We start from the raw sequence: 13,880 nt of genomic DNA on the forward strand, positions 1-13,880 counted from the left end.
TTCGTGCCCTACTCTTTAATTCCAGATTGCGCTTTTTGTAACGTCCAACGAGCTCGCTCGATAATTGGTCCATCGACCATTTTTCCGTTAAGTGAAACCACACCAAGCCCTTGCTCTTGCGCTTCTTCTGCTGCCTCGATAACTTGAATCGCGTAATCCACCTCTTTTTGAGTCGGTGCAAATACGTTGTGAAGTAGCTCGATTTGCCTTGGGTTAATCAGCGATTTTCCGTCGAAACCTAACGACTTAATGTGTTCCGCTTCATTGAGGAATCCTCGCTCGTTATTAGCGTCGGAATAAACGGTATCGAACGCCATAATGCCCGCAGCACGTGCAGCTTGCAGAATAGAACAACGGGCGAACAGCAACTCTGTCCCTTCTGGGCTACGTTGCGTTTTTAAGTCCCTGACATAATCTTCAGCACCCAGTGCAATACCAATTAAACGCGAAGACGATTGAGCAATTTCGACGGCGTTATTCACACCTTGCGCACTTTCGATTGCCGCCATCATTTTGGTGCTGCCAACTTCTCTGCCACATACACGTTCGATGTCTTCAATGCAGCGCTCCATTTCTTGCACGTCTTCCGCACTGTCTGTTTTTGGTAGACGAACCACATTAACGCCCGCACGCACAACGGCATGCAGATCTTTCAAACCAAACTCAGACTCTAGTGGGTTCACACGGACTACTGTTTCAATCTCTTGATACAGAGGATGTTGCAGCGCGTTAAACACCAACATACGGGCGGTGTCTTTTTCTCTCAGCGCCACAGAGTCTTCCAAATCAAACATGATTGCATCAGGCTGATAAATGAAGGTATTACTTAACATGGCGGCGTTTGCCCCTGGAACAAACAACATGCTACGGCGTAACTTACTCATGATAATTTGCTCCATTGAATGTCATTGCTGTCTGCCGCGCGCATGACTGCAGCCTGAACGCGAGCCTTAATCACACAATCTAGCGCGCCTTTGTCTTCCACTTCTAACGTTGCGGAAGTCACGCCCATCGAATTGAGTACATCATGAATCAACGCTTCGATGACTTTGCCAAACTGCTTTTTCACTGTGCTATCAAGAGAAATGTCGATATCACCTTCTAGATTGGGTGAGATACGAACTTGCAAGTCACTGGATTCCAGCGTCCCTGCAAAAGCGGGTTTTATTATTTTCATTGAAAGACCTTTAACACCTTGGTTAAAAATTAATTGGGCTGTTAAGCAGCCACTGTTTCTTGGGTAAGACACGGTAAAGCGTCCGTGTGCCTTTGTAGGTAGTCGATAGAGGTTGAGGGTAAAAAGTGAACCAGTTGATCCAATTGTCCTTTCTGCAAGAGTTTTCGCACCGTTGACGCTGAAATCGTAGTGCCAGACGCACACTTACGCTCTATTTCAATAACGCTAATTGGTGCGCCGTTGAGATCCTTTGTGGTTAATCTGTGTTTCATTTGTTGGTTGTAATAATGAGTCACAACACAGTCTGGCTCCGTCCCAACAAATCGGTGTGTAATGCCTAATGCTGGCGCAATATGCTGACGATATAAATTTAGATCAATAGCGGTATGACAATAATCAATCAATCGCTTCTCTTTAATAAAATAAGTAGGAAACGTTGCTTTAGAAATTATATATTTTGAACCATGATGAATCGTAAGGTTGGGAATATGTTTAGTGCCACTTTCAATCATGTTCAAACGATCGTGATAAGCAAAACCTTTACCTTCTTCGCTGACGACAAATAAATGTAGCCAATCACATTGTGACGCCGCCGTTTCAATTAAGTATTGATGCCCTAAAGTAAACGGGTTTGCATTCATCACAATGCTGCCTATTTTATCACCGTCTTTCTTTTTCTTTCTTAATGAACGTACAAAGTTTCTTAAATTGGTCTGACTACTTTCCATCAAGACTAATTTATCGTCCGCAAAAGAAATGGGGAAAAAACCAGATTCACGAAACCTTTGCATATTCTGAGGCTTGGTAAACAAGAATAGATCAAAGCGCCCCATTTCATAAGCCATCGTGGTCAACTCAGTCATTAACCGCAGAGAAAATCCAGTACCTTGTAAGGCAGGATCAATCGCAATAGATTTTAGTGTTGAGCCAGCAAGACCGCCGCAAGCAATGATTTGACCTTGAGACTTCGCCACCACAAATCGCTCTACATCAGCGTCAACATCCAAATCATAACAAGTTAGAAACTCGGTAATAGCACCAAACTTCTCGTATTGATTTCGGTTCACTCGACTAAATGCGTAGGTGTCAAACATGATCATCATCCTCTTTCGTGTTGCCGCCATCATGCGTCACTTGAATTTGAAAAATGATGATCCGTATCGACTATTTTCTTCTACTAAACGTCATTTATGAATTTAATGAATTTAATTACTTAACTATCTGTAAATTAAGTAATTAAATAATTAAAAACTTTAAATTCATAAGTGTGTATATATTCCACAAAGTAAAATGATCACACTCACAGTTAGGTTTTTCATTCAAATTTAAATTACGCCATGTTAAATCAACACGGAATAATAATGATGAACGAAAAGACCCTTTCAATAACTGAAACAAGAAGCCCGGGATTAGACTTATTATCTCAAGTCCGAATCTTTGGCTTACCATTACCGCTATATGCATTTATGTTCGCGGTCATGTTAATTGCACATATGACAGACACCATCCCTGATAATATTGTCGGCGGTTTTGGTTTTATGTTTGTTGTTGGTGCGCTATTTGGCGAACTGGGTAAACGCCTGCCTATTTTTAACAAATACATTGGCGGTGCGCCTGTCATGATCTTCCTTGTCGCAGCTTGGTTTGTTCATGCAGGTTTACTAACCCAAAACGAAATTGACACTGTTACTGCAGTCATGAAGAAGACCGATTTCCTCGACTTGTTCATTGCCGTTCTGATCACTGGCTCGATTTTGGCGGTTAACCGTCAGCTACTGCTTAAATCATTAGTTGGTTACATTCCGACCATTCTTGCAGCCGTTGCAGGTGCTTCAATTCTCGGCATTCTTGGCGGAATGATGTTTGGCATTTCTATCGACAAAATCATGATGCTTTACGTACTGCCTATCATGGGTGGTGGTAACGGTGCAGGTGCGATTCCACTTTCTGAAATCTATGAGTCAGTCACGGGTGGCTCTAAAGAACAGTACTACTCGGTTGCAATTGCAATTTTAACCATCGCTAACATCGTAGCGATTGTCGCAGCAGCCGTTCTAAACAGCATCGGTGAAAAAGTACCGTCTTTGACTGGTAATGGCGAGCTATTGCGTAAGTCTAATTTCGATGTTGAAGAGAGCGAAGCTCCAAAAATCACTCCCCGTGAAATCGCGATTGGCTTGATGATGGCGGCATGTATTTACACCTTCTCATCCGCCCTTTCTAAAGAAATACTGCCAGGTTTTGGTGACGTAAAAATCCACACTTTCGCTTACATGGTCATCATCGTTGCGATTGTTAACGCCTGTGGTATCTGCTCTGAAGAAGTGAAAGAAGGCGCAAAACGTTTGTCTTCATTCTTCTCAAAACAATTGCTTTGGGTGCTCATGGTGGGCGTTGGTATCGCTTATACCGACCTTGGCGAAATCATGAATGCACTAACCTTCACGAACTTAATCATCGCAACACTGATCGTTGCTGGCGCAATCATTGGTGCCTCTGTCGGTGGTTGGTTAATGGGCTTTTACCCAATCGAGTCTTCAATCACTGCTGGTCTATGTATGGCAAACCGTGGTGGCTCTGGTGACCTTGAAGTTCTTGCTGCTTCAAACCGCATGAGCTTGCTGTCTTACGCGCAAATCTCATCTCGTCTTGGTGGCGGTATTGTACTGGTCATCGCAAGTGTCGTGTTTGGCATGTTGGGCGGTTAATCCCCTTCTTATTTTGTCAAAGAGCAAAGTCTTCCTTTGCTCTTTGTTTTGTCCAATGGGAGATATTAATGGAAGTTAATTTATTCGCCGAAGGCTTAAACCTCATGACACTGGGTATGGGTTTTGTCTTCACTTTTCTTGTTTTCTTGGTCTTTGCTGTCAAAGCCATGTCTCGCTTTTTGGGGCGCTTTCATGTCGAACCAACTCCCCCTCCGAAAAAGAAAGTGGGTGCTGCCAAACCATCAAACGATGATAACCAACTCGTCGCTGTGATTGCTGCCGCTATTCATCATCAAAAAATCAAACAAAGCTCGCTATAAGAGGAATTCGAATGTCTGAGTCTACTAAACGCATTGGTATCACTGACGTTGTATTACGTGATGCCCACCAGTCGTTATTTGCCACCCGTTTACGCATCGACGATATGCTGCCAATCGCCCAACAGTTGGATGACATCGGCTATTGGTCACTTGAGTGTTGGGGTGGCGCTACGTTTGATAGTTGCATTCGTTTTCTAGGGGAAGATCCTTGGGAAAGACTGCGAGAACTCAAAAAAGCGATGCCAAAAACGCCGTTGCAAATGCTGCTTCGAGGTCAAAATCTATTGGGTTATCGCCATTACGCTGACGACGTCGTTGATAAGTTCATTGAGCGCTCTGTGGTAAACGGCATGGATGTATTCCGTGTATTTGATGCGATGAACGACCCACGGAACATGCAACAAGCGATTGCTGCGGTGAAAAAACAAGGCGCACACGCTCAAGGTACACTCTGTTACACCACTAGCCCTGTTCATAACCTACAAACCTGGGTAGACATCGCGCAACAATTGAGTGAACTGGGCGTTGATTCGATCGCAATCAAAGACATGGCGGGTATCCTGACGCCAACCTTAGCCAGTGAGCTGGTTTCAACATTAAAACAGCAAGTGGATGTTGACCTTCACCTGCATTGCCACTCGACCGCTGGCATGGCTGATATGACGTTAATGAAAGCCATTGAAGCGGGTGTAGATCGTGTGGACACAGCGATTTCTTCCATGAGCGGCACTTACGGTCACCCAGCAACAGAATCTCTGGTTGCATCACTTCAAAACACTGAATACGACACAGGTTTGGACATTTCAGCGCTGGAAGCTGTCGCTGCATACTTTAGAGAAGTACGTAAAAAATACGCCGCTTTTGAAGGTCAGTTAAAAGGCTCAGACTCTCGCATTATCGTGGCGCAAGTCCCTGGCGGAATGTTAACCAACATGGAAAGTCAGTTGAAACAGCAAAATGCCGCAGACAAGCTTGATGCCGTGTTAGAAGAGATCCCGAAAGTCAGAAAAGAGCTTGGGTATCTGCCGCTTGTCACGCCAACGTCGCAAATCGTCGGCACACAGTCTGTCATCAATGTCCTTATGGGTGAGCGCTACAAAACCATTACCAAAGAAACCGCTGGTGTCTTGAGAGGCGAGTACGGCAAAACGCCTGCCCTTGTCGACACGGAACTGCAACAGCGTGTGTTGGAAGGTTCAGAACCAATTACTTGCCGCCCTGCCGATAAGTTGGAGCCAGAACTGGAGCACCTGACCACAGAAGTGACCACTCAAGCAAAAGCGCAAAACATTCCGCTCTCCGGCAGCGCTATTGACGATGTACTTACTATCGCGCTTTTCCCACAAGTGGGTTGGAAGTTCCTAGAAAACCGCAACAACCCAGACGCCTTTGAACCCGCACCTTGCAATGAAGCAGCAAGAGCAACAGCACAAGCAAAAACTAACACCAAACCAGAGAAACAAACCATGAATGCTACCTCAGAAAGCGGTGTTTACACCATTACCGTCAACAACCAAAGTTATGTCGTTCAGGTTGACGCAGGTGGAGATATTCAAGCCGTGTCAGAGCCGCAACCCGCGCCATCAAAGCCAGTGACAACCGCTCAAGATGCCGAGCCGATGAACGCCCCACTTGCGGGTAACATTTGGAAGATCCACACCAAGCCTGGTGATGAAGTTGAAGAAGGCGATGTGCTGCTGATTCTTGAAGCGATGAAGATGGAAACAGAAGTTCGTGCACCACGTTCCGGAAAAATCGCCAGCATTGATGTGTCTGAAGGCGACGCAGTAGATGTAGGCGAACCTTTACTTCAACTGGCGTAACGAGGCATTAGTCACATGGAAAATGTCTTAGCGTTAGTGAATGACTTTGGTTTGTTCCACCTCGAATGGGGACAAGCCATCATGCTTATTGTTGGCTTGATTCTGCTTTATCTCGCCATTGTTAAACAGTTCGAGCCTTTGTTGTTGGTGCCAATCGGCTTTGGTGGGATTCTTGCTAACCTACCTGATGCAGGCTTAGCCTTGTCTGCGGTAGAAAATGCACTCCATGCAGCCAAACCAGAGGTAATGTCAGCATTTGGCTCTGTGTTGAACATTGCGACGGACTCCGCTGCCGAAGTAAAAACGGCACTTGCAACGGCGACACCAACTCAACTTGCCAATATCCACTTACTCGCGGAAGAGTATCAATACTCAGATGGCATGCTGTACCTGTTTTACAGCATTGCAATTGCATCTGGCGCTGGTCCTTTGGTGATATTCATGGGCGTAGGCGCAATGACGGACTTTGGTCCATTGTTAGCCAACCCTAAAACCTTACTTCTTGGTGCGGCAGCTCAGTTTGGTATCTTCGCAACTGTGCTCGGCGCTCTGGGTTTGAGCTCTATGGGCTTGATGGATTTCAGTGTCGCGCAAGCCGCTGCTGTGGGCATCATTGGCGGCGCAGATGGTCCAACGGCGATTTACGTATCTAGCTTGCTCGCACCAGAGTTACTGGGTGCTATCGCTGTAGCAGCTTACTCTTATATGGCACTTGTACCTTTGATTCAGCCGCCAATCATGCGTGCGCTGACCACAGAATCAGAACGCCAAATCACGATGCAGCAATTGCGTAAAGTAAGCAAGTTAGAAAAGATTTGCTTCCCTTTGCTCCTGTTGATTCTGATTGCCATGTTGCTTCCTTCGGCGACACCGCTACTAGGTATGTTCTGCTTTGGTAACTTAATGCGTGAATGTGGCGTAGTTGAACGTTTATCGGATACTGCTCAAAACGCATTGATCAACGTCGTCACCATCTTTTTGGGTCTTTCTGTGGGTTCCAAATTGGTTGCCGATAAGTTCTTACAGCCGCAAACCATCGGTATTCTCGCACTTGGCATCGTCGCGTTTTGTATTGGCACAATGGCAGGTGTATTGATGGCAAAACTGATGAACCGTTTCGCGAGTGAAAAAGTGAATCCACTGATTGGCTCTGCGGGTGTCTCTGCGGTTCCGATGGCAGCAAGGGTGTCCAACAAAGTGGGTCTAGAAGCGAATGCACAGAATTTCCTACTGATGCACGCGATGGGACCAAACGTAGCCGGCGTTATCGGCTCGGCGGTTGCAGCAGGCGTGATGATCAAATATGTGATCGGTTAGACAGTTACACAAGGAACGAGGCTCGATTGACTATCTTCAATAGATCTCGATCAAGTCTCTTCCTTGTTTCATTTGATAATTTACCCTTCAATCAATAAGAAGCTTACCATTCATGCCAGACCGAACATTTCACGACTACCTCTGCCGTAACCTCTCTTTTAGACAGCGTGTATGGGCGCTGCTTTTTGTGGTTGTTTCGTTTCAATTACTCCTTATCGGAGGCTATTTCCACCACATCCTTTCTGATACGTTAAACCACCAGGTCAGTGCGCGCGCAGTCATACAAGCTCGTGAAATTGCCAGCGACCCTCAACTGATCGAAGCGGTCTCTTTACGAGATACAGCGCGAGTGCAAAAACAAATTAAGCGCCTACAAGGGATTTCCGATGCCAACTTCATCGTCGTCGGCGATAGTAAGGGCATTCGCTTAGCGCATCCAGACATCAAAAAAGTTGGCTACCCGATGCAAGGTGGAGACAACATACGCGCCCTTCAACAAGGATTGCACTACTACTCAATACGAGAAGGCAGCTTAGGTTTTGCGATACGTGGGAAATCCCCCATTATTTCCTCAACTGGCGAGATCATTGGTGTTGTTTCAGTAGGCTATTTACTGGATACCGTTAGTAATTTACTGCTCCTCTACTCCACGCCGTTTTTCTTTGCCTTATTGATCATTCTAGTTTGCTCATCTTTGGGCGCTTGGTTCTTCTCCCGTCATATCAAAAGTCAGATGTATGGCATGGAACCAGAAGAGATCGCCCTCTCCCTCCGTGTGCAAAACTCGGTATTTGAAGCGGTTTATGAAGGCATTATTGCGGTCGACAAACAAGGTCGTATTTTGTCGGCAAACCAGAGGGGACTTAAGATCTTGGGAATTGCGCGTAATCTTTCCCACCTCCAAGGTCGAATGGTCAACGAATACGTCACCCCTGCTGACTTTTTCTTGGGAGCAAAGATGGCAGAGGACGCGGAGGAGTCACAGAGACAGCATCAAGTGATTACCTGTAACGGCGAAACCTTGGTCGCAACTCGTGTAAAGATTTGGGAAGACAACCAACACTCTGGTTGGGTCATCAGCTTCAGACCGCGCAATGATTTAAGCACGCTTACATCGCAACTTAACCAAGTTCAGCAGCAAACCGACAATTTACGAGTATTGAGCCACGAATACGCAAATAAGCTTTCTACAGTCAGTGGGCTGATTCAAATTGGCGCGTACGAAGAGGCGCTCAGTGCCATAAGGCAAGAAACAGAAATACATCAAAAGCTGATTGATTTCATTTCTCGTACGTTCAACTCCAAAGTGATTGCGGGTCTGTTATTGGGCAAATACAGCCGAGCAAAAGAACTTGGTCTCGCTCTCCATTTTGATCCGTACTGTCACCTAAGCGGTACACCAACCAAACTTACTGATGATGAGTTAGCCGCCATCATAGGTAACCTACTCGACAATGCTTATGAAGCAACGTTGAAAAAACCTGACAGCAACAAATGCATCTCGATACTGATTTCTGACGCCAACGAAACGGAATTGGTGGTCGAGGTTGCTGACAATGGCACTGGAATACCCGATGAAATCGCAGAATCCCTATTTGATAAAGGGATCACCAGCAAATCGCAACCGGGACACGGTATTGGCTTGTATTTGGTCCACCAGCTTGTCAATAACGCTGGCGGTGCAATCCTTGTCGACGACGCCGAACCAACCGGAACAATCTTTTCTTTATTTATTCCTAACGAGAGTTTGAAAGATGGAAATTTATGACGTTTTGATAGTAGAAGATGAATCCAATATCTCGGACTTTCATTCTTACTATCTTCAGCAAACACAACGTTTCAGACCTATCGGAATTGCAAAAAGTATCGCTGAAGCCAGAAAGATGATTCAGTTACTGAAGCCAAAACTAGTCTTATTGGATAACTACTTGCCTGACGGCAAAGGCATCGATTTATTGAAAGGCATAACCGCTGCCAAGCAGTCACCAGATGTTATTTTTATCACCGCCGCCAATGACATGGAAACAGTAAGAGAAGGCGTAAGGTGTGGCGTGTTCGACTATCTGCTAAAACCGATCTCTTATGATCGCTTAACCGATTCTTTAGAGCGCTATCTGAAGTACACCAGTTCGTTAAAAGCAAATGACAATATCAATCAACGCCACGTCGACGAGCTGTTTAACTTTCAATCCAAATCATCACACATGCAAGCCTTACCCAAGGGGATCGATGAGCTCACGCTCGACAAAGTCACGAATGCCTTTGATGATGGTGAAATTGTTTACACGGCGGAGTCTCTAGGCAATGAAGTCGGCATCAGCAAAACAACAGCAAGACGTTATCTTGAGTTTTTAGCCGCAAAAGGGTTTCTACTTGCTGTGATTCAACATGGTAAAGTTGGTCGCCCTGAAAGGGTTTATCAAAAGAAAATGTAACCTCCCTTTGCTTAGGAAGAACGCTTTGAAACCCTACGATTCAAAGCGTTCCCTAAACGTCGTTGAAGCAACAACGTAAATCACAAGGTCAGATCCGCGGAGATAATTTCTGTGCCGTCAGAGACTTCCAATCGTTCAAGATTATCACTGTGCGCCTTGCATAATGGCACCACGAAAACCTTACGCTCTTCCCCGTCTTTTCTAACCAGAACACCATAATCATGCTCTGCGGTACAGTTGGCTTCGCAGCAAAGGCGATGCTTAACGGTGCTGAAGTGACGCCAATACGCTAGCCACTCTAGTTTTGCTTTTTCCGTAATTAGCTCATCAGATATCTTACTTACTATCATACGCATACCATTTGTTTAGTAGACAGAAGCATTACACAGGATCATCGAGTTTGAGTTTCTAAGCGCGTTCAAAAAAAAGCGCAGATTTAATGCATGATTTAATTTCTATGGTTTTTATTTTTAGCCCAAAGCCACCTTCTTTAGAAGGTGGCTATTCAATTTCAGTTTTCAGGTAATCACTGTCGATTAACTAACACCTTCGCCATCCAATCGTCAACTTCACTTTCTACCCACGCTACCGCACGGTCACCTAAATTGACTGACTTAGGGAAAGCATCTTCACTCATTTTTCTATAGATGGCCGAACGGCTCAATGCGGTCTTTTCTATCACTTCTTTCAGCTTTAAAAATCTCATGGGATTGACTCCTAATTCTTTTACCCATGGGATAACGCTGTGTGTTAGAAAAAACGTTCAGAGCTCTTCTTTGTCTATGAAACCAATCACTTTCAGATATATGTCCTCTTAGTGAAGTTCCTATCGTTTCACTCTTGGAGGACCTATGTCGACCGATAACCTTCACTACCAAAAACAACAGAAATATCAAGAAAATGAAATCCTTGAGCATGCCGCAGAAATCCTTGCTAATCGCTATGTTCGCGGTGATGCCCTTTGTAATCCGGATGCAACAAAAGAATATGTTCGATTCAAATTAGCCAGCGCAGAGCACGAAGTTTTTGCGCTACTACTGCTTGATAGTCAGCACCGTGTCATTGAGTTCAAACCGCTCTTCAAAGGAACCATTGACTCAGCCAGTATTTATCCACGAGAAGTGGTTAAAACCGTTTTAGAGGTCAACGCTGCCGCCGTCATTCTGGCACACAATCATCCATCCGGAGATCCCTCGCCATCTCAGGCAGATAAACGCATTACACGTAAGCTTATCGATACTTTAGCGCTGGTGGATGTCAGAGTTCTGGATCACATTGTGGTTGGAGAAAGCAGTGTCTCGTTTGCAGAGAAGGGATGGTTATGATCAATTCAACTTATGGTGACGTGTCGTTGGTGCCTCAACTTCATCAGCAATTAGAAGCATTGTTCACGCGTTACAACTTATCCGATGAGGCAAAACGGCTAGTCTTGAATTGTCGCCAACTTAATTATTATCGAAATGGACAAGGAATACACCCTGTTGAAGTGCAGTTCAAACGAGATTCAAGTTCAGAACCTTGGCAGGTTGTCTTCTTTGCTAGCTTTTCTTACCCATTTGAAGGCGCGCACTCAGTGGAGCCTGAGCTTTATTTCCATTTAGCAAATGGTTGGTGTTACCAACCGGATACTGGCTCCGCTAATCTCAGTCATCCAGAAGTTCTAGATCTTTTGCAGATATGGATGAAAACATTCGCTCGTCACCTTTCAAAAGTAGCTTTTGATGAGATCCATTTATCTATCATTGGAAAGTGACCGTCTTCCTCTTCATTACGACACGCCATGACGCAGATGCGATAGAGGTCGTCGTAGCAATTTCACCTAAGATATTGATACGACAAGCTTTGTCGCACCTTTTTGATATTGTCATGCCCAACAGAATAAACCTCGTTGAGCTTACCATGACGCAACCTAACCAAACTCAATACCATCTTGAGCTTATCTTGGCGATTTACAACCTTATTCCATACAATAAGAAAATCACCGCTAAACAAATCCAAGCTCAACTTTCACCGCTTGGTTTACAGCGATCCCTACGCACTATCCAACGTAATCTGTCCGCTATTTGTGCCATGTTTCCTGATGTCATGGTAGATGACCGCGATAAACCTTTTGGTTATCAAAAAGCCGAGACGCTTGCATTAAGCACCACTGCTCATGAAGCGGTGTTGCTCTACTGGTTAATCGAATCAACCAAGCATCAACTGCCTAACAGCCTTACTTCTCTACTGGATAACTTTCTTTCAGGTATTGCACCTGAAAATATAAAAGACATCCAAAGCCATTGGTCATCCAAAGTGCATGTTACTGACTTTCCAATGAGAGGTGAACCGCTACACCTTACCAACACACTTAGAGATTACTTACTCACATTTACTCAATACTCTTACAAAGGTGTGTTTGCCGTGATCGGCGCTGGCATACCTCTGGACAGAAATCAGCTAGAGCATCTACTTAAATTAGCAATTCATAAATTACTTTTTGTATGGCAAAGTGAGTTTGGGAGAGCTAGCGCTTCGGTTAAGATAGCGCTAGCTAAAAGGATTGCCTCAAGATTAGGCTTTGGCTTGATGCGCACAAAGTGCCGTTATGGTAAATCGACCACCTACGCACAAAAAGGGCGTCCGATTTAACGTAACGCCCCCTTATCGGCACCACGCCGAGAAGGTTCGCCATAAAAGCGGTACATAAGCCGTGAAAGGTACAGTTTTCTATGCGGAAAAGAGGGGAGTTTATTGTTACTGACTTGTTACTAAATGGAGGTTTTCCATTTGGCCATTGATTTTGGTCGAAAGGTTTATTTTTGGCGTTTTTTACTTCTGTAAAGCTGCAAAACCTCTTCGGCAAAATCATCATCAACAATATAGAAGTAGCACTCTGGTACATCGAGGATGGCAGCAATTGAGTACACCATTTCAAAGGTAGGTCTGTAAGTGCCGGTTTCGTACTGAGATATACGCGATCTGGCCGTGGTTTCGTCTAGGCCCGCAAGAACGCCCAGCTTCTCCTGAGAAAGCTTTGCTTGCGTCCTAATGGGTTTGAGTCAGTAATTTATCATCACATGCGCCACTGATATTAGTTGACGGCATGTTTAGCATTACTTTACAGTGCTTATGTTTAGAAATACTGGACAAACAAACCTTTTTATGCCAACCCAGGGTCACACTACAGGAATGTTTAGACCGTTTTTTGTTACTTTTTATGATATGTATTACGGGGTCAGCTTGGTGAGAACTAAATCATAGAGCCAAGCAAGAGCCGGTAATGACTCCAACTTATTGATAGTGTTTTATGTTCAGATAATGCCCGATGACTTTGTCATGCAGCTCCACCGATTTTGAGAACGACAGCGACTTCCGTCCCAGCCGTGCCAGGTGCTGCCTCAGATTCAGGTTATGCCGCTCAATTCGCTGCGTATATCGCTTGCTGATTACGTGCAGCTTTCCCTTCAGGCGGGATTCATACAGCGGCCAGCCATCCGTCATCCATATCACCACGTCAAAGGGTGACAGCAGGCTCATAAGACGCCCCAGCGTCGCCATAGTGCGTTCACCGAATACGTGCGCAACAACCGTCTTCCGGAGCCTGTCATACGCGTAAAACAGCCAGCGCTGGCGCGATTTAGCCCCGACATAGCCCCACTGTTCGTCCATTTCCGCGCAGACGATGACGTCACTGCCCGGCTGTATGCGCGAGGTTACCGACTGCGGCCTGAGTTTTTTAAATGGCGGAAAATCGTGTTGAGGCCAACGCCCATAATGCGGGCGGTTGCCCGGCATCCAACGCCATTCATGGCCATATCAATGATTTTCTGGTGCGTACCGGGTTGAGAAGCGGTGTAAGTGAACTGCAGTTGCCATGTTTTACGGCAGTGAGAGCAGAGATAGCGCTGATGTCCGGCAGTGCTTTTGCCGTTACGCACCACCCCGTCAGTAGCTGAACGGGAGGGACAGCTGATAGAAACAGAAGCCACTGGAGCACCTCAAAAACACCATCATACACTAAATCAGTAAGTTGGCAGCATCACCGAAAAAATGTATACTTGTCGGCGAATAAAATGTATACTTGTCGGCGAATAAATAGCATTCTTTGAAGCCGATAG

At 45.3% G+C, this 13,880-nt stretch carries 16 protein-coding genes; 9 read left to right on the forward strand and 7 right to left on the reverse strand.

What is annotated here, in order from left to right; all coding sequences use genetic code 11:
* Positions 1-8: 8 nt before the first annotated feature.
* From citE to citC, 3 genes are read right to left on the reverse strand one after another with little or no spacing between them, the layout of a single operon-like run.
* A complete protein-coding gene (gene citE, locus R7127_RS07735; RefSeq protein WP_065274352.1) occupies positions 9-884 on the reverse strand; it encodes a citrate (pro-3S)-lyase subunit beta in 876 nt (291 codons plus the stop codon).
* Positions 881-1,177, reverse strand: a complete 297-nt coding sequence (gene citD, locus R7127_RS07740; RefSeq protein ID WP_318148327.1) for a citrate lyase acyl carrier protein — start codon at positions 1,175-1,177, stop codon at positions 881-883. The genes citE and citD overlap by 4 nt, the downstream gene beginning before the upstream one ends.
* A gap of 41 nt (positions 1,178-1,218) precedes the next feature.
* Complete coding sequence (citC, locus tag R7127_RS07745; RefSeq protein WP_065275062.1) at positions 1,219-2,271, reverse strand: [citrate (pro-3S)-lyase] ligase; 1,053 nt, start codon at positions 2,269-2,271, stop codon at positions 1,219-1,221.
* A 270-nt stretch (positions 2,272-2,541) separates the two neighbouring features.
* Between citC and R7127_RS07750 the strand changes: the two genes are divergently transcribed.
* The 6 genes from R7127_RS07750 (at position 2,542) to R7127_RS07775 (ending at position 9,780) form a co-directional block, all read left to right on the forward strand.
* Positions 2,542-3,885 (forward strand): citrate/sodium symporter CitS, encoded by a 1,344-nt coding sequence (locus tag R7127_RS07750; protein WP_065275061.1) that lies wholly within the window; start codon positions 2,542-2,544, stop codon positions 3,883-3,885.
* Between the two features lie 68 nt (positions 3,886-3,953).
* On the forward strand, positions 3,954-4,205 hold the full coding sequence (locus R7127_RS07755; protein ID WP_021452680.1) for an OadG family protein: 252 nt from the start codon (positions 3,954-3,956) through the stop codon (positions 4,203-4,205).
* A gap of 11 nt (positions 4,206-4,216) precedes the next feature.
* Entirely contained in the window at positions 4,217-6,028 is a 1,812-nt protein-coding gene (gene oadA / locus R7127_RS07760; protein WP_065274351.1) for a sodium-extruding oxaloacetate decarboxylase subunit alpha, read from the forward strand.
* Between the two features lie 15 nt (positions 6,029-6,043).
* Positions 6,044-7,345 carry a sodium ion-translocating decarboxylase subunit beta gene (locus R7127_RS07765; RefSeq protein ID WP_005445449.1) on the forward strand — a complete coding sequence of 434 codons (1,302 nt, stop codon included), beginning with the start codon at positions 6,044-6,046 and terminating at the stop codon, positions 7,343-7,345.
* Between the two features lie 112 nt (positions 7,346-7,457).
* Positions 7,458-9,113, forward strand: a complete 1,656-nt coding sequence (locus R7127_RS07770) for a sensor histidine kinase (RefSeq protein WP_318148328.1) — start codon at positions 7,458-7,460, stop codon at positions 9,111-9,113.
* Positions 9,100-9,780, forward strand: coding sequence for a response regulator (locus tag R7127_RS07775; RefSeq protein WP_065274349.1), 681 nt, complete (start codon positions 9,100-9,102; stop codon positions 9,778-9,780). Before R7127_RS07770 ends, R7127_RS07775 begins: the two co-directional genes overlap by 14 nt.
* A gap of 80 nt (positions 9,781-9,860) precedes the next feature.
* Here the strand turns inward: R7127_RS07775 and R7127_RS07780 are convergent, their stop codons facing one another.
* On the reverse strand, positions 9,861-10,130 hold the full coding sequence (locus R7127_RS07780) for a hypothetical protein (protein ID WP_005445453.1): 270 nt from the start codon (positions 10,128-10,130) through the stop codon (positions 9,861-9,863).
* A 176-nt stretch (positions 10,131-10,306) separates the two neighbouring features.
* Positions 10,307-10,486, reverse strand: a complete 180-nt coding sequence (locus R7127_RS07785; protein WP_020835154.1) for an AlpA family transcriptional regulator — start codon at positions 10,484-10,486, stop codon at positions 10,307-10,309.
* 145 nt (positions 10,487-10,631) lie between these two features.
* Here R7127_RS07785 and radC point away from each other — a divergent pair, with 145 nt between their 5' ends.
* From radC to R7127_RS07800, 3 genes are all read left to right on the forward strand, one after another.
* Positions 10,632-11,105, forward strand: a complete 474-nt coding sequence (radC, locus tag R7127_RS07790; protein WP_020835153.1) for a RadC family protein — start codon at positions 10,632-10,634, stop codon at positions 11,103-11,105.
* The gene (locus R7127_RS07795; RefSeq protein ID WP_021452675.1) at positions 11,102-11,533 is read left to right on the forward strand and encodes a DUF2787 domain-containing protein; all 432 of its coding nucleotides are present in this window, start codon (positions 11,102-11,104) and stop codon (positions 11,531-11,533) included. The genes radC and R7127_RS07795 overlap by 4 nt, the downstream gene beginning before the upstream one ends.
* Before the next feature lie 113 nt (positions 11,534-11,646).
* Positions 11,647-12,411: a hypothetical protein gene (locus R7127_RS07800; protein WP_318148329.1), complete on the forward strand. Its 765-nt coding sequence runs from the start codon at positions 11,647-11,649 to the stop codon at positions 12,409-12,411.
* Positions 12,412-12,575: 164 nt separating this feature from the next.
* On the opposite strand, the gene R7127_RS27035 is transcribed toward R7127_RS07800, so the two are convergent.
* Together R7127_RS27035 and R7127_RS07805 are read right to left on the reverse strand one after the other, a co-directional pair.
* Positions 12,576-12,812: a helix-turn-helix domain-containing protein gene (locus R7127_RS27035; protein ID WP_411977852.1), complete on the reverse strand. Its 237-nt coding sequence runs from the start codon at positions 12,810-12,812 to the stop codon at positions 12,576-12,578.
* 241 nt (positions 12,813-13,053) lie between these two features.
* Positions 13,054-13,751, reverse strand: a protein-coding gene (locus R7127_RS07805; RefSeq protein WP_223844742.1) for an IS1-like element IS1B family transposase whose coding sequence is annotated in 2 segments (ribosomal slippage) — positions 13,054-13,502 and positions 13,502-13,751 — 699 coding nt in all. Because the reading frame shifts where the segments join, the coding sequence is not laid out codon by codon here.
* Between the last annotated feature and the right edge of the window lie 129 nt (positions 13,752-13,880).

The sequence above is a fragment of the Vibrio sp. 1159 genome (assembly GCF_033340395.1).
GTDB lineage: Bacteria > Pseudomonadota > Gammaproteobacteria > Enterobacterales > Vibrionaceae > Vibrio > Vibrio alginolyticus.